Genomic DNA, 16,237 nt, shown 5'->3' on the forward strand with positions numbered 1-16,237 from the left:
ATCAAGGCTGCCGAAACGATTGCGACGGGCTGAACCGTCCTCGGGGGGATCAGAAGTGAAGTCAAAGATGTTCCAAGCCGGCTATGCGCCCGCCGCTCGCGGGCTGCGCCGTTCCGCGTCCGCCTTGGCGTTGACGGTCGCCGTCGTCGGCGCAACTGCCGCCCACGCGCAATCGATGCCGGCGCCGCAGACGACTGCCCCGGCCACGGACGATGCGGCGCAGGTGGACGACGTCGTCGTCACCGGCATCCGCGCGCGGATCGCATCCTCGCAGGCGATCAAGCGCGACTCCGACACCTTCGTCGATGCCGTGACCGCTGACGACATCGGCGCCCTGCCGGACAAGTCGGTCAACGAGGTTCTGCAGCGCATCCCCGGCGTGAATATCAACCGCTTCCAGGGCCCGACCGACCCCGACCACTTCTCGGTCGAAGGCTCCAACGTCATCATTCGCGGCCTGTCCTACGTCCGCTCGGAGTTCAACGGCCGCGACGCCTTCAGCGTGAACACGGGTCGCGCCCTGGGCTTCAACGACGTGTCGCCGGAACTGCTGTCCAGCGTGCAGGTCTTCAAGAACGCGACGGCCGACCGGATCGAGGGCGGCATCGCCGGCGTGGTCGATCTGCGCACCCGCAAGCCGTTCGACAGCCGCAAGTTCGTCTTCGGCGCGACGGCGGAAGGCTCTTATGGCGATTTGCGTGAAAAGCCGGGCCTGGGCTTCTCGTCCCTGATCAGCAACGTCTGGGACACGCAGTACGGTTCGTTCGGCGCCCTGCTGAGCTATGGCGAATCCGACCTGTATTCCGAAGCTTACGGCAGCCACCTCACCGACTTCACCTACCGGTCCGATCTGTCGAACGGCAACGATCGCCGCTATGTGCCGCGCGGTGGTGCGGTGCGGACCCAGCAGTTTGACCGTTCGCGTTCGACCCTGGATGGTTCGCTGCAGTGGGAATCCACCGACGGCCGAGCCAAGCTGACTGGCGAATACATCCGCGCCGATTCGACCTCGGCCTGGGGCGAGCGCGTGGTCGAGGTCGATCTGGGCAGCGGCGGCAATCCGACTCCCTTGCCGGGCCAGTCGTTCACCTATGATTCCAACGGCGTCTTCACGAGCGGTTTGCTGGTCAGCAATTCGCCGAACCTACAGGTTCTGCCCAAGCGTCAGCGCGATCTGCAAACTCTGACCGAAGACTTCTCTCTAGCCGCCGAATTCCATCCGACCGATCGCCTGTCGATCTGGCTGGATGCGCAGTACAGCAAGGCCAACGCCGACGATCTGGACATGAGCGTCTATGGCGCCATCACGCCGCTCTACACCTTGATCGGCGAAGGGCGTCACGGCGTACCGGACATCCAGTTCGTGGACGCGTCGGGCCAGCCTTCGGCCAGCACAAACGACCCGTCGAACTTCTACTATCGTTCGGCGATGGACCACATCGAGCAGTCCGACGGCGATCAGACCGCGTTCAAGGCGGACATCAAATACGACTTCGACAACTCGCCGCTGCGCGCCATTCGCATGGGCGCGCGCTATTCGGACCGCGAACAGACGCGTCGCTATACCGCCTATAACTGGGGTGCGATTTCAGAGAGCTGGGCCGGCGGCGTCACGCCGTTCCAGACCACAGGTCCGCTCGCTGTCGAAGCCTACGACTTCCCCAACTTCCAGCGCGGTCACAATCCGACGCCGATGAACGGCTTCTATCCGACAGCCGATCTGATTGCGGCCTATCGGGACGGCACGCTGCAAGCGGCCTTGGCTGCAGCGAGCAGCTCGGGCTCGACCTGGCGCCCGCTGGATCAGCGTCCGGGCGCTATCGCCGGCACGCCGTTCTTGCCGGGCGATATCAACAACTCGGCCGAACAAACGACATCGGCCTATGTCCGGTTCGACTTCGGCTGGGATGATGTCTTCGGTCCAGACACCGCCGTCACCGGCAACCTGGGTGTTCGCTACGCCAAGACCGACTTCCAGACGCGCGGCTTCATTTCCAGCCCCAACATCGCGCAGAACTTCGGTGATGCGAACGGTTTCGACCCGCGCTTCCCTGGTCAGAACATTCCGGTGACCCAGGCCAATGCGGCGGCGATTGCGCAGTTCCGTTGCTCGGCCATCCAGCCGGGGCAGTCGGCGCCGGGCTATTGCCTGCTGTCGAACGACCGTCTGAACCAGCTGGTCGCCTTCAGCGACGGCAGCTTCCAAGAGGTCGAGCGCGGCAACAGCTATGACGACTGGCTGCCCAGCCTGAACGTCAATCTGAAGTACAAGGAATGGGTGTTCCGCGGGGCCGTGTCGCGCGCCATGACGCGCCCGGACTTCGGCGTGACGGCCTTCGCCGCTACCCTGTTCTACACCGACATGAACCAGGTCCGGGACAATGGCGGCGACGTCAACACCGCCCCGCTGCTGACCACTTTCACCGGCGGATCGCAGCTGACGGGCGTCCGCGCGTGGAACTACGACCTGGGCGTGGAATGGTATTTCAAGCCGGGAAGCTCGCTGACCCTCAACGCCTTCTACAAGGACCTGTCGGACATCCTGGCCAGCGGCTCGACGGTCCAGCAATTCAGCAACGCGCAGGGCGTCTCGACCGACGTTCAGGTCAACCAGCAGGTCAATATCGGCTCCGGCTGGATCAAGGGCTTTGAGGTCGGCTACCAGCAGACCTACAGCTTCCTGCCAGGCCTGTGGAGCGGGCTGGGTATCGAGGCGAACTACACCTACGTCGAGCCTTCGACCTTCCCCAACGCCGTGACCGAGCCGCGCTATGTGGGTCTGGAACTGCCGTTGCAGCAGCTTTCGAAGCACACCTACAACTTCTCGGTCTTCTACGAGCGGGATCGTCTTTCGGCGCGTCTGGCCTACAACTGGCGCAACGGCTTCCTGCTGACGCCGCGCGACGACGTGAACCCGTTCTCGCCGATCTTCAACGACTCGACGGGTCAGCTTGACGGTTCGATCTTCTACACTCTGAACGACAACTGGAAGATCGGTCTGTATGGCGCCAACCTGCTGGACGAGGTCACCGTCACGCAGCAGCAGACGTCCTATAACCTGAACGGCGCGAACCAGGCCGGCCCGCTGGCCCCGCGGTCCTACTTCCGCAGCGACCGTCGCGTGACGTTCAGCCTGCGCTACACCTTCTAAGACTTCTTCTCTGAGCGAAGACTTGGGGCGTCGATCTGATCGACGCCCCTTTTTTTCGTGCTGGATCAGCCGCCTTCGCGCAGCCGTTCGATGAACTGAGAATGGGCGGGCAGGGCGGCCAAGGTCTGGTCGAAAGCCATGACCATTCGCCCCAGCGAAGCCGTGGCGCCCTTGATGTCCAGACGGTCGGCCTGGATGTCGTAACGGCGCGGCGTCAGGCCAAGGCCGGCCATCAGCAGGGTCCAGTGTTGTGCGTCGTAGGGATCGCCATCCAGGCCGACGCCGGCGTTGCGAGACGTGAACTGGGCGATGCGACGCGCCAGGTCGTCGCCAGCCGGGGCTAGTCGTTGGCCTTGCGATCCGCATAGAAGGATCAAATGGAGTCGGTCCGCGCGGTGCGCGATGTCTCGAACAACGGCCTCGTTATAGGCCTCCGCGCAGGCTGAAATCTGCTCGGACGCGCTCGGCAGCGATGCGACGAGTTGTGTCAGCTGTCGCTCCAGTAAGACGCTGTCCAGGCCCAAGGCGTCGCCAAAGCGCGCCGCCGCCGGACCAAGAGCAAGACGAGGCCCGCTCCAGGGATGCGGACTGAAGCCGGGGGCGAGGGCGACCTCCGACAGGGCGGCGACATCAACATCACCCAGCCAGGCCGCCAGCGCCGCCGTCGCAACGTCAGCGGTGGTGCGATCTGCGGCGTAGGGCAGGCTGGCGAAACCGCCGCCGGGCAGGGGGCTGCGACTGGCCAGCCCTTCGACCAGGTTGGTCATATCCAGACGCGGCGCGTGATCGCCACCCGCGTAGCGCACGGTCAGACAGCGGTCGTAGCCCAGGCGTGCGGTCCAGTCGCCGTCGCCGTCAAAGGCTCTGGTCGTTCGCGTGTCCACGGTCATGAAGGGCGCGATCTCGCGGGTGTCGCCCAGACCCTCTCGCACGCCGGCGCGCCGGGCGATGTCCCGCAGTCGCGCCGTCAGAACGCGCGCGTCCAGCATCAGTCTGGGACGAAGAAGAGAGCGGGGCGATTGCCGATCCGGGCTGGGATGGGCGTAACGACCGGCCGCCATCACGCGCGCCTGAAACTGCAGCGGCGCCAGAAGAGTGGCATAGTCGGGGGCGTCAGGAGATTGACGGGCGGCGCGCAGCACCACATCCGCCAACGCGACCCCATCGATCCCAGGTAGGGGCTCCTGCTCGACGACGGCGATGTCTCGCCCGTCGCGCCAGTTTCGCAGCAGCGAGCCGAGGAAGAAACCGCCGTGGCCCCGAGCCAACAGGTCGGCGCCGTCAGACAATTGGACGAGCACACCGTCTGGATCGGCGATCACGACCTCGGGCTCTTCACCAAGCGCGGGAGGAGCGGCGTCTTCGATCAGGACCGAATGACCGGACGGCAGCGTCTTGGCCAACAGGGCGGCCGCCGCCCAGGCCGCCAGTCCGCCGCCTCGAATGACCCAAGCCTTGTCTGACCCTCTCATCGGACGCCCCCCGCGCGCTGGGCCGCCTGGCGGATGAAGGTCATGTGATCGGGCGTCCGATCGACGGTCGATCTGACGTCGTCGCGCAGGGCTGCCAGCTTGTCAAACAAGACGTGCGGTTCCAGCCGATCGACACGCGGATCCCAGCCGTTCGGGACGATGTTCTGCCCCACCAGTACGGCGAGCCAGCTGGGCGGCAGGAAGACGCCGATGTCGTAGTCGGGCAGCAGGCCGCGCGACTTAAAGGCCTCGACCTTGGCCGACAGACTGTCGGGCCAGGCCATGGTTCGCATCTCGCGCCAGAACGGCTCGTCGCGCTGGTTGGCGACATAGTGCAGGACGAGGAAGTCACGAATCCGGTCGAACTCCAGCGCCATGATCCGATTGTATTCTTGGGCGTCCGCCGCCATCCCGACCCTGTCGGGAAACAGATCCAGCAAGGTCGTGATGCCCAACTGGATCAGGTAGATGCTGGTGGACTCCAGCGGCTCAAGGAAGCCGCCGGACAGACCGATCGCGACAACGTTTCGGCTCCACAGTTTGTGCCGTCGCCCGGTCTTGAAGCTCAACCGACGCGGCTCGGCCAGCGCCGGACCTTCCAGAGTGGACATCAGGGTCGCCACGGCGTCCTCGTCCGAAATGTGAGCCGATGAGAAGACGTGGCCGTTTCCGGTGCGATGTTGCAGCGGAATGCGCCATTGCCACCCCGCTGCGCGGGCCGTCGCGCGGGTATAGGGGCCGACCGGCGCCGTCGTCCGGCACGGCACGGCGAAGGCGCTGTCGCAGGGCAGCCAATGGCTCCAGTCCTCGAACGTCGTCTCCAGCGCCTGATTGATCAGCCGACCGCGAAAGCCCGAGCAATCGACGAACAGATCGCCCGAAACACGGCGTCCGTCCGACAGGACGACGGCGTCGACATCACCCGTCGCGCCATTCAGGACATGATCGACGACCCTCCCTTCGGTGCGGACCACGCCGCGTCCGCACGACACTTGGCGCAGGAAGGCGGCGTAGAGGCTGGCGTCGAACTGAAAGGCGTAGCTGAAGGTGGACAGCATGGAGCCGGGGTCGGAAACCGGCCGTTGGAACCGGTTCGCCTCGGCCGCCCTGACCGGATAGCTGTAGTCGCTGATGTCGGCAGCGTCGCCCATGGCGCGGCGCGCGGCCCAGACATGGTGGAAATCGATCCCCTCGATCGGCTCGCCATAGGCACCGAAGGGATGGATATAGCTGTCGCCGGGCCGCCCCCAGTCCACGAACTGGATGCCCAGTTTGAAGGTGGCCTGAGTCTGGTCGATCAACGTCTGTTCGTCGATGCCCATGGCCGTGTTGAAGGCGCGGATGTGGGGCAGGGTGGCCTCGCCCACGCCGACGATGCCGATCTCGTCGGACTCGACCAGTTCGATCGAGACGGCGCCGCCCGCCAGACGATGAGACAGGGCGGCGGCCGTCATCCAGCCAGCGGTTCCTCCGCCCAGGATGACGATTTTTCGGATCGGACCGGCATCGTTTTGGATCATCATGCCGACTGTCTAGCAGACCATTTTTCGGCATGACAGCGATGGACAAGCCTGACCACAAGCGGTGTCGGCATCGCCTTTTCGAGCGGGGATGTTAGAAGCGGTCTGAGCGACGTTCAGGGGGACGGATTTTGGCGACGGTGACGATCTACGACGTGGCCGCGAAGGCGGGCGTGTCCATCAAGTCCGTGTCGCGCGTGCTCAACAACGAGCCGAACGTCAGCCCGACGCTGCGAACGAAGGTAGAGGAGGCGGCTGCGTCTCTGGGCTATCGGCGCAGCCTGTCGGCGCGCAGTCTGGCGGGGGCGTCGTCGTCGTTGATCGCGGTCCTGGTGGACGCGGATCTGACCATCGAACACTGGAAGAGCGGGCGCGGAAGCGACTATCTGGGGCGTCTGGAGTTCGGCGCCCTGATGGAGGCGCGCCAGGTCGATTACCATCTGATGATCGAGTTGGTGGATCACAACTCGGCCGATCTTGAACGCGATCTCATGGCGCTGCTGAACTCGATCCGGCCCGAGGGCGTCATTCTGACCCCGCCGAACTCGGACAATACGGTGGTGATGGACGCCCTCGACGCGGCCGGTACGCCCTATGCTCGCATTGGACCGGAAGCGGCGTTTGATCGGGGCTTCTGCATCGAGATGGACGAACGGCGCGCCGCATTGGAGATGACCCGCCATCTCATCGAACTGGGCCACACGCGGATCGCCTTTGTCACCGGGCCTGTCGCCTATGGGGCCAGCCGGCGTCGTCTGGCCGGTTACACGGACGCCATGGCCGAGGCTGGCCTGGACGTGGCGCCGGCTTGGGTGGTGGAGGGCGACTTCACCTTCAACTCCGGGGCGCTGGCGATGGAGAAACTGCACGAGACCTCGCCCGACATCACGGCCGTCTTCGCCAGTAACGACGATACGGCCCTTGGCGTCCTGCAATGTGCGGCGAGGCTGGGACTGTCGGTGCCCGGCGACCTGTCGGTGGCCGGTTTCGACGATTCGCCCGGCGCGGGTTTCAGCACGCCGGATTTAAGCACCATCCGTCAGCCGGTAGCGGAGATGGCCGCCGCCGCCGCGCAACGCCTTATTCCGCCTCTGCGTCGTCTCTTGGACGGCGACGCCGCCGCGCGTGTCATCGTTCCGCATGATCTGATCGCGCGCCAGTCCACCGCTCGCATCGAGCATTGAAAGGCAAGCTCAGGCAGTTGTTGACAGCGCTGTCAGACGTTTGGCACAGTGGGTTTTGTCCGGGGCTGTTTCGGACATCCATATCGGCCTGAAAGCGCGTCTCCGGGGTTGGCTTGGGCGGCGTGGCGGCCGCAACGATCAGGTCTCCCTCCATGCGCATGGCCGCCACCGCCCTGGTGATCACCCTCATGTCGAGCGCCTGCGCGATCGATCCCGGCATGGCTCGGGCCGTTCCCGTTCAGGCCGTGACGCCCCAGGCCTCCATCGTCACTGAGGCCACGCGCGCCCAGCCGGCGCTTTGGCCCCGCGCGGCCTCGCCGGCGGCGATGACGGATGCGACGACGGAAGCGTTCGTCACCGACCTGATGAGCCGGATGACGCTGGAGGAGAAGGTCGGCCAGACGATCCAGGCCGACATCGGCTCGATCAAGCCTGAGGACCTGCTGACCTATCCGCTGGGTTCGATCCTGGCGGGCGGCAACTCGTCGCCCGGCAGCGACGAGCGCGCGTCTGCACAGAAATGGGTCGAACTGGCCCGGGCCTTCCGCGCGGCGGCGGCCCAGCGTCCGGGCGCCAGGATCCCGCTGATTTACGGCATCGACGCCGTGCACGGTCACAACAACATCGTCGGCGCCACCATCTTTCCGCACAACATCGGCCTAGGCGCTGCGCGCGATCCCGACCTGATCCGCCGCATCGGCGAAGCGACGGCGCTGGAAGTCGCTGTGACAGGCGCCGACTGGACCTTCGGCCCGACTCTGGCCGTGCCCCAAGACGACCGCTGGGGCCGGACGTATGAAGGCTATGCCGAGAACCCCGAGGTCGCCAAAAGCTACGCCGGCCCGATGACGCTCGGCCTGCAAGGCGCGCTGTCGGCCGATCATCCGCTGGCGGCCGGCCATATCGCCGGCTCGGCCAAGCACTTCCTCGCCGACGGCGGCACCACGGGCGGCAAGGACCAAGGCGATTTTGCGGGATCGGAACAGGAGCTGATCCGCACCCATCTGTCCGGCTATCCTCAGGCCATCGACGCCGGGGTGCTGTCGATCATGGCCAGCTTCTCCAGCTGGAACGGCGTCAAACACTCGGGCAACGAAACCATTCTGACCGACGTGCTGCGCGGCCCGCTGGGCTTCGCCGGCTTCGTGGTGTCGGATTGGAACGCCCATGGCCAACTGCCGGGCTGTTCGAACGAAAGCTGCGCCCTGGCCTTCAACGCCGGCATAGACATGTTCATGGCGCCCGACAGCTGGAAGCCGCTGTATCAAAACACCTTGGCTCAGGTGAAGTCGGGCGAAATCCCGATGGCGCGCCTGGACGAGGCGGTGCGCCGCATCTTGCGCGCCAAGGTCAAGACCGGACTGTTCAACGAAGCTCGCCCGGTCGAGGGCCATTACAATGAGCTAGGGTCCCCCGCCCACCGCGCCCTGGCGCGTGAGGCGGTGCGCAAGTCGCTGGTGTTGCTGAAGAACGACGGCGTCCTGCCGATCCGCGCGAACGCACGCGTGCTGGTCGCCGGTCACGCTGACGACATCGGCCAGGCCTCGGGCGGCTGGACCCTGACATGGCAGGGCACGGGCAACTCGAACGCCGACTTCCCCAACGGCCAGTCGATCTGGGGCGGCATCAAGGAGGCGGTCGCCGCCGGCGGTGGTCAGGCGACCCTCAGCGCCGACGGGGCCTTCACCCAGAAGCCCGACGTCGCCATCGTCGTCTTCGGCGAGACCCCCTATGCCGAGTTCCAAGGCGATGTGGACACGCTGGACTTCGAGCCCACCGGCCCGTTGGAGACGTTGAAGCGGCTGAAGGCGGCGGGCATTCCGACGGTGTCGGTCTTCCTGTCCGGCCGGCCGATGTGGACCAATCCTGAGATCAATGCGTCCGACGCCTTCGTCGCCGCCTGGCTGCCGGGCACGGAGGGAGCGGGCGTCGCCGACGTGCTGGTCGGCGATGCGGCGGGCAAGCCGCGCAACGACTTTACCGGAACCCTGTCCTTCAGCTGGCCAAAGACCGCCAAGGGCGAGCCGCTGAACGTGGGTCAGCCCGGCTATGACCCGCAGTTCGCCTATGGCTACGGCCTGACCTATGCGCGCAACGCTCGCGTCGGCCTGCTCTCGGAAGACAGCGGCGTCGCCAACGCGGGCGGCAGCCTGGACCGCTACTTCGTCGATGGCCGCTTCGTCGCCCCCTGGTCGCTGATGCTGCGCGATGCGGGTGGAGACTTCCGCCTCGGGGCTGAAAAGAGCGGCGCCAGCCCGCGCGGCGGCGTGTCTGCGCGCGCCACCGACGGCGCAGGCCAGGAGTCGGCCCGCGCCCTGATCTTTTCGCAAGGCGGCGGCCAGGCGATGATCGTGGCGCAGCCGGTCGATCTGACGCGCCAGTCGAACGGCGAGATGGCCATCGCCTTCCGCTACCGCGTCGATGCGCGACCCAAGGGACCGGTGTTCCTGACCCTGGGCGCCGGTTCAGTCGACATCTCCAGTTTGATCGCCGCCGCTCCAGTGGGCGAATGGCGCACGCTGAAGGTCCGGCTGTCGTGCCTGCGTGACCGTGGCGCCGACATCGCCGCCGTCGATCAACCCTGGGGCCTGCGCACCAACGCCGACTTCGCGGTCACGGTCGAGGACATCCGCCTGGCGTCGAACGAGGGCGACGCCGTCTGTCCGACGCAGTAGGCTGGCGCTCGCCAAGGGGGGAACCGGCCGCATGACCAATGCTGAACTGAGCGTGGCCTTTTTCCTGCAGATGGCGATCATCATCGCCGCCTGCCGCATCGTGGGCTGGCTAGCCAAGCGCTACCTCGGCCAGCCGCAGGTGGTGGGCGAGATGATCGCCGGGGTGATCCTTGGCCCGTCACTGTTCGGCCTGCTGGCCCCCGATCTGCAGGCGGCCCTGTTCCCCAAGGAGTCGCGGTCGATCCTGTTCGTCGGCGCCCAGTTGGGCGTCGGCCTCTACATGTTCCTGGTCGGGCTGGGCTTCCGTCGCGATCACTTCAGGGCCAATGCGAAAAGCGCGGCCGCCGTGTCGCTGGCGGGCATGGCGGCGCCCTTCCTGGTCGCTGTCGCCATTGCGCCCTGGTTGGTCGCTGAGGGTCTGTTCGGGCAGGGCATCCAGACCTGGCAGGCCATGCTGTTCATGGGCGCGGCCATCTCGATCACGGCCTTTCCCATGCTGGCGCGCATCATTCATGAGCGGGGGCTCAGCGGCACGCGGCTGGGTTCGCTGTCGCTGGCGGCCGGCGCCATCGACGACGCCGGCGCCTGGTGCGTCTTGGCCATCGTTTTGGCCAGCTTTGGCGCCGGGCCGATGCTGGCGGTGACGGCCATCGCGGGGGGCGGCGCCTTCGCCCTGTTCATGCTGACGCTGGGGCCGAAGCTGCTGGCGCCGCTGGGCCGAATCGTCGAGCGGGAGGGGCGGCTAAGCCCGACCGTGCTTGGGATCGTGCTGATCCTGTTCATGCTCAGCGCCTGGGCCATGGACGCAGTCGGCATCCATGCTGTCTTCGGCGGGTTCATCCTGGGCGTCGCCATGCCGCGCGGTCTCTTGAGCGACGAGGTCAAGCGTCAGCTGGAGCCGTTCGCCGTGCTGGTGCTGCTGCCGATGTTCTTCACCTTCTCGGGGCTGAACACACAGCTGACCATGGTCAACAGCCTGGGGCTGCTGGCTGTGACCGTCGTCATCCTGCTGGGCTCAATCCTGGCCAAGGGCGGCGCCTGCTGGGCCGCCGCCCGCCTGACGGGTCAGGACAACGCTACGGCCATGGGCATCGGAGCCCTGATGAACGCGCGCGGCCTGATGGAGCTGATCATCATCAACATCGGCCTGCAAAAGGGCGTCATCGGCCCGGCCCTGTTCTCCATCCTGGTGCTGATGGCCATCATCACCACCCTGATGGCCTCACCCCTGTTCGAACGGGTTTACGGCCGGAAGGCGAGGGCGCGGGGCGAGCTGGGCGGGTTGAAAGAGTCCGATCCCGAATTGCCGGGTATCACGGAACGCCAGCAGGCTTAGGAATAAAGGCCCGAACCATTTTGCGGGCTTTCGGAGGGAATATCGAGATGGCAGGACCGACGGGGGGCTCAGGCCCCGACATCGCGGGCGACGACCGCGTCAACATGGCCTTTATCGCCCTGATCGTGGCGGTCGCCACCATCGGCGGCTTCATGTTCGGCTATGATTCCGGCGTCATCAACGGCACCCAGGACGGGCTGGAGGCGGCCTTCAACCTGTCGGCTCTGGGCACCGGCTTCAACGTCGGCGCCATCCTCTTGGGCTGCGCCGTCGGCGCCTTCATCGCGGGGCGTCTGGCGGACGCCATCGGTCGTCGCACGGTGATGCAGATCGCCGCCGGCCTGTTCATCGTTTCGGCCTTCTGGGCGGGGGCGGCCGACACCTCGGCCCACTTCATCATCGCCCGCTTCATCGGCGGTCTGGGCGTCGGCGCCGCCTCTGTCCTGTCGCCGGCCTATATCTCCGAAGTGACCCCGGCCTCGATCCGCGGCCGATTGTCGTCGGTGCAGCAGATCATGATCATCACGGGTCTGACCGGCGCCTTCGTGGCCAACTACGTTCTGGCGCGCACTGCCGGCGGATCGACCGCCGACTTCTGGCTGGGCTTCCCCGCCTGGCGCTGGATGTTCTGGCTGCAAGTCGTTCCGGCCGCCATCTATCTGCTGGCGCTGCTGGTCATCCCGGAAAGCCCGCGCTTCCTGGTCGCCAAGAAGAAGGACGCCCAGGCCGAGGCCGTGCTGTCCAAGCTGTTCGGAGCCGGCGCCGGCGCGCGCAAGGTCGGCGAAATCCGCGCCTCGCTGAGCGCCGATCACAAGCCGAAATTCTCGGACCTGCTCGACCCGGCGACCAAGAAGGTGCGCCCCATCGTCTGGGCCGGCTTGATCCTGGCCGTGTTCCAGCAACTGGTCGGCATCAACATCGTCTTCTACTACGGCGCGGTGCTGTGGCAGTCGGTCGGATTCTCCGAGAATGACGCGCTGCAGATCAACATCCTGTCCGGCGTCCTGTCGATCGCGGCCTGTCTGGCGGCCATCTCGGTCATCGACAAGATCGGTCGCAAGCCCCTGCTGCTGATCGGTTCGGCGGGCATGTTCGTGACCTTGGCCACCGTCGCCTGGTGCTTCTCAAAGGCCGCCCTGATCGACGGTTCGCTGCATCTGGACGACAACACCGGCCTGATCGCCCTGATCGCGGCCAACGCCTATGTCGTCTTCTTCAACTTCAGCTGGGGCCCTGTCATGTGGGTCATGCTGGGCGAGATGTTCCCCAACCAGATGCGGGGTTCGGCCCTGGCCGTCGCCGGCTTCGCCCAGTGGATCGCCAACTTCGCCATCTCGGTCAGCTTCCCGTGGATGGCGGCGACCCTGGGGCTGGTCTTCACCTACGGCTTCTACGCGGTCAGCGCCCTGATCTCCTTCTTCCTGGTCCAGGCCTGGGTGAAGGAAACGCGCGGTCGCGAACTGGAAGAGATGGCCTAAGGATTTAAGATCCCAACTTCCGCCGTTCCTCCGAACGGCGGAAGTCCCAGGTCTGCAACGCGTCAGTGATCGTCGATGAAGGCGGCGACCCAGACCAGGGGCGCGTTCCAGTTGATGGCCACTTCGTTCAGGGCATAGGCGTTGATGTCGTCGGCCCAGCAGGTCTGGGCCGCGCACTTGCCGACCAGAATCTTGGCCACGTCGTCGATCATGGCCTGATTGTTCGGCCCGCCCGACAGGGCACCCGCCGGGGGTAGGGGATAGGCCGGGTCGGCCTGATGCGCCCAAAAGCGATGGTGCGGGTTCTGGACCGGACGATCGCCGTAGCCGGTCACATAGGACCGATCCATCGGATTGCGGCCCAGAACATAATCCAGTGACCAGATCACCGCGTTGCGGAAATCCCAGTCGCCGGTGTAGTCGAAGGCGGAACCCAGGATCACCGCCCGGCTCATCAAGGCGCCGTTCGAACCCCATTCGTACTTCTCGCCCGCGACCGGCAGGCCGTAGCCCTGACCATAGCCGGCATCGACGTAGGCGCGGGCGGCCGCCACGATGTTGGCGCGCACGGTGACCAGATCCTCGGGCGGCAGAACGTCAGGCACGGTCGCCAGCGTCAGCGACCCCAGCGACGCCGTCCAGGAGAAGCCCGGATCGCCAGTCGCGCTTTTGCCCGACAGGGGTCCGCCCAGATAGTAGGGCGAGGTCTTGAGCGCGGTCAGATAGGCCGGATTGCGCGTCGTGGCCAAAAGCTCGGCCGTGGCCCAATAGAATTCATCCGAGAAGTCGTTGTCGCCATAGGCTCCACCGCCGGCGAAATTCTCTCCGGCCCGAATGTCGCGATTGCGCAGCGCAGCGCGGAAGGCCCGCTGCGACGCCGTCAGACATTGGCGTGCGAAGGCCGGATCGATGTCACGCCAGATCCGCGCGCATTGGGCGCCGACTGCGGCGAGATTGAGCGTCGCGGCCGTACTGGGCGGATACAGAAGGCGCGGCTGGGTATCGTCCGCCGGGGCCATAGGCAGGCCCGTCCACTGCGCATCATGCACCTTGTGATGGACCATGCCGCCGGCGTCGATCTCGGTCAGGGTCAGCGGCTGACCCGGCGCCTGGGCGCCGACCGGGACCTTCAGCTTCACGCCGTCAGCGATCTGCATCTTCAGCAGGAATTCGATCTCGTACCGGGCCTCGTCGAGCAGATCGTTGACGCCATTTCCGGCCTCCGGAATGTCGACTTTGCCGTCTGCGAAGGCGCTTGCGCCCGGGCCGCTCCTGGCCATTGCGCGTTCATAGGCATTCAACAGCATCCAGACCGAGATGCCGCCGTTGACGACGTATTTGCCGTGGTCGCCAGCGTCATACCAGCCGCCGGTGACGTCCAGCGTATAGTCGCACCCGGGCCAGACCGCGCCGGTCGTGTCGGCGCCCGAGAAGCAGGCCGCGACTTCGTGCGGGTGCCCGGCTGCACGCGCCAGATCCGGCCGCGCGACGTGATCCGCCGGGATCGGCACGCCGGCCCGGTTCTGATAGAAATAGGCCAGGGCGTCGTACTTCAGCCGGGCGTGAGGATGCTGCTGGATCGAGAAGGGGCGGCTTTCGTGCGATCCCACGATCAGCCGATAGCCTTCGCCAACGGTCTGCAGAGATTGGAAGTCAACCGTATGCACGGCTTGGCCCGAGGCGGCGTCTTGGCCGAAGACCTTGGACGTGCCTTGGGCCACGTTAGCGCCCGCCGGGTCCACCACGCGCCAAGGCAGGGGGCGGGTGGCCCGATCCTCGACCGTTGCCGTCTTCGGCCCTTGGGTTTCGAACCCGATCTGGCTCATCCGGACGGCGCTGGTCTCCGTCTCCGCCTGTGCCGCATTGAAGGCGGCCGCCAGGGCCACGGCCGCGACGCTCGCGCTCGATCTCTTTCTCACCCCAACCTCCCTCAAGGCCTGTGTACTTTCATGAGCGACGCCCATACGCCGACGTGCCGCACGATCCTCGCGAAAACCCTAGCATCTGACAGCGTTGTCACAAGTGATTTGCCGATCGCATTTTGTTGCAGCTACTCACACCGGATGACGCCATGATCGCGCTAGCAAGCGTGTCGAGCCACGTGCCATAGAGGCGGGGGCCGCTCGATGGAGGAGGGTGAAGTTTCCAGCCGTTCTCAAACCCGCCGCACGCCCCTGGTCTTGGTGGCATATCTGGTGTTTTTCCTAGCCGCCTTCATCGGTCTGGCGCCCCTGTTCCAAATCGTCGCTCCGCTCCACGCCGCCGCTCTTGACGCCGGGGGTAAAACTCAAATTCTTAGCCGGGCTATGGTCTGGGGCGCGATCACGGCCGCCGTGGCCAATATCGCCATGGGCGCGATCAGCGACCGGACGCGTTCGCGGTTTGGTCGTCGCCGACCTTGGATTGCGCTTGGGGCGCTGCTGACGGTTTTAAGCTATGTCGGCATATGGCGGTCGTCGACGCCGGGCGAGTTCGTATGGGCCTTGGTCGGATTTCAACTTGCGTTCAACGTGCTCATGGCTCCGCTCGCAGCCGTGTTTGCGGATCGCGTGCCGATTTCGCTGAGAAGTACTGTCTCGGCGATGCTGGGACTGTCGTATCCGCTCGCTGTCGCTCTGGGCTCCAGTCTGATGGCGCTCGGTCCGCAGTACGAACCCGGCAGATTAGCGCTTCTGGCGGGCATTCTTCTTGGTGCAGCCGCTTTCTTCCTCCTCGTTTTCGATGAGTCGTCTTCGGAACGACAACCTATAGCGCCGTCGTCTCAGACTGGCGGGAGCGGATCGCTGCTTGCGCCGTTTCGATCGCGCAATTTCGCTACGGTCTGGACAGGTCGCCTCCTCATCGCGACCGGCTACGCCCTTGTCAGCATTTATCTGCTTTATTTCGTTACCGACGCAGTCGGATGGCCTGGTCGTACTCCGGAACGTTCCCATGCCGTGCTAACGGGCGTCGCCTTCGTGAGTGTCGTATTCATTGCTAGTTTAATGGCGGTGTTTGGGACGCGTATCGTGCAGCGACAACCCATTGCTCTGGCGGGAGCGGTGGCCCTTTGTGTGGCTACCGTCGCCTTGGCGATCGCGCCGTCATGGACCGTCGTGGTTTTCGCCTTCGCAATCTACGGCCTGGGGCAAGGGGGCTATGGATCCGTGGAAATGGGATTGTTGGCGGATGCACTTCCCACACAAGACAATCGTGGTCGGGATATGGGACTCAACAATCTGGCAGTGGCCTTACCCCAGGCGATGGCCCCAATCGCTGCCATCATTCTGGAACAGGTAGGCTTGGATATCCGAGGCCTTTACGTCGCAGCAGCAGCGTGTTTCGCTGCTGCTGCGGTCGTTATGACCCTATTTCGGTCAGCCCGGACATGAACGTTGCCGGGTTAACCTGCGCGGGCTGAACGGCGCTGTCAGGTTGCCAA

The 16,237-nt window shown here is 65.5% G+C and carries 9 protein-coding genes; 6 read left to right on the plus strand and 3 right to left on the minus strand.

Features of this window, described 5'->3' with window-relative positions:
* The first annotated feature begins 67 nt into the window (after positions 1–67).
* Positions 68–3,151, plus strand: coding sequence for a TonB-dependent receptor (locus ASF31_RS02345; protein ID WP_055753133.1), 3,084 nt, complete (start codon positions 68–70; stop codon positions 3,149–3,151).
* 65 nt (positions 3,152–3,216) lie between these two features.
* On the opposite strand, the gene ASF31_RS02350 is transcribed toward ASF31_RS02345, so the two are convergent.
* The gene (locus ASF31_RS02350; RefSeq protein ID WP_055753134.1) at positions 3,217–4,623 is read right to left on the minus strand and encodes a tryptophan 7-halogenase; all 1,407 of its coding nucleotides are present in this window, start codon (positions 4,621–4,623) and stop codon (positions 3,217–3,219) included.
* Complete coding sequence (locus tag ASF31_RS02355) at positions 4,620–6,146, minus strand: tryptophan halogenase family protein (protein ID WP_055753135.1); 1,527 nt, start codon at positions 6,144–6,146, stop codon at positions 4,620–4,622. Before ASF31_RS02355 ends, ASF31_RS02350 begins: the two co-directional genes overlap by 4 nt.
* Positions 6,147–6,283: 137 nt before the next feature.
* Between ASF31_RS02355 and ASF31_RS02360 the strand changes: the two genes are divergently transcribed.
* From ASF31_RS02360 to ASF31_RS02375, 4 genes are all read left to right on the plus strand, one after another.
* Entirely contained in the window at positions 6,284–7,327 is a 1,044-nt protein-coding gene (locus tag ASF31_RS02360) for a LacI family DNA-binding transcriptional regulator (RefSeq protein ID WP_235551222.1), read from the plus strand.
* Positions 7,328–7,479: 152 nt separating this feature from the next.
* Positions 7,480–10,002, plus strand: coding sequence for an exo 1,3/1,4-beta-D-glucan glucohydrolase (locus tag ASF31_RS02365; protein WP_055753137.1), 2,523 nt, complete (start codon positions 7,480–7,482; stop codon positions 10,000–10,002).
* 31 nt (positions 10,003–10,033) lie between these two features.
* A complete protein-coding gene (locus ASF31_RS02370) occupies positions 10,034–11,338 on the plus strand; it encodes a cation:proton antiporter (protein WP_055753138.1) in 1,305 nt (434 codons plus the stop codon).
* 47 nt (positions 11,339–11,385) lie between these two features.
* A complete protein-coding gene (locus tag ASF31_RS02375; RefSeq protein ID WP_055753139.1) occupies positions 11,386–12,816 on the plus strand; it encodes a sugar porter family MFS transporter in 1,431 nt (476 codons plus the stop codon).
* 62 nt (positions 12,817–12,878) lie between these two features.
* Here ASF31_RS02375 and ASF31_RS02380 read toward each other — a convergent pair whose 3' ends face one another.
* Positions 12,879–14,735 (minus strand): glycoside hydrolase family 9 protein, encoded by a 1,857-nt coding sequence (locus tag ASF31_RS02380; protein ID WP_235551223.1) that lies wholly within the window; start codon positions 14,733–14,735, stop codon positions 12,879–12,881.
* Between the two features lie 207 nt (positions 14,736–14,942).
* Between ASF31_RS02380 and ASF31_RS02385 the strand changes: the two genes are divergently transcribed.
* Positions 14,943–16,187, plus strand: a complete 1,245-nt coding sequence (locus ASF31_RS02385; RefSeq protein WP_055753141.1) for an MFS transporter — start codon at positions 14,943–14,945, stop codon at positions 16,185–16,187.
* Positions 16,188–16,237 lie beyond the last annotated feature (50 nt).

Source organism: Brevundimonas sp. Leaf280 (assembly GCF_001422455.1).
Lineage (GTDB): Bacteria > Pseudomonadota > Alphaproteobacteria > Caulobacterales > Caulobacteraceae > Brevundimonas.

Bases quoted from the DNA above. Each gene is read 5' to 3' on its own strand.
- ASF31_RS02345 (WP_055753133.1), top strand. From the start codon at position 68: ATGTTCCAAGCCGGCTATGCGCCCGCCGCTCGCGGGCTGCGCCGTTCC.
- ASF31_RS02350 (WP_055753134.1), bottom strand. From the start codon at position 4,623: ATGAGAGGGTCAGACAAGGCTTGGGTCATTCGAGGCGGCGGACTGGCG.
- ASF31_RS02355 (WP_055753135.1), bottom strand. From the start codon at position 6,146: ATGATGATCCAAAACGATGCCGGTCCGATCCGAAAAATCGTCATCCTG.
- ASF31_RS02365 (WP_055753137.1), top strand. From the start codon at position 7,480: ATGCGCATGGCCGCCACCGCCCTGGTGATCACCCTCATGTCGAGCGCC.
- ASF31_RS02370 (WP_055753138.1), top strand. From the start codon at position 10,034: ATGACCAATGCTGAACTGAGCGTGGCCTTTTTCCTGCAGATGGCGATC.
- ASF31_RS02375 (WP_055753139.1), top strand. From the start codon at position 11,386: ATGGCAGGACCGACGGGGGGCTCAGGCCCCGACATCGCGGGCGACGAC.
- ASF31_RS02385 (WP_055753141.1), top strand. From the start codon at position 14,943: ATGGAGGAGGGTGAAGTTTCCAGCCGTTCTCAAACCCGCCGCACGCCC.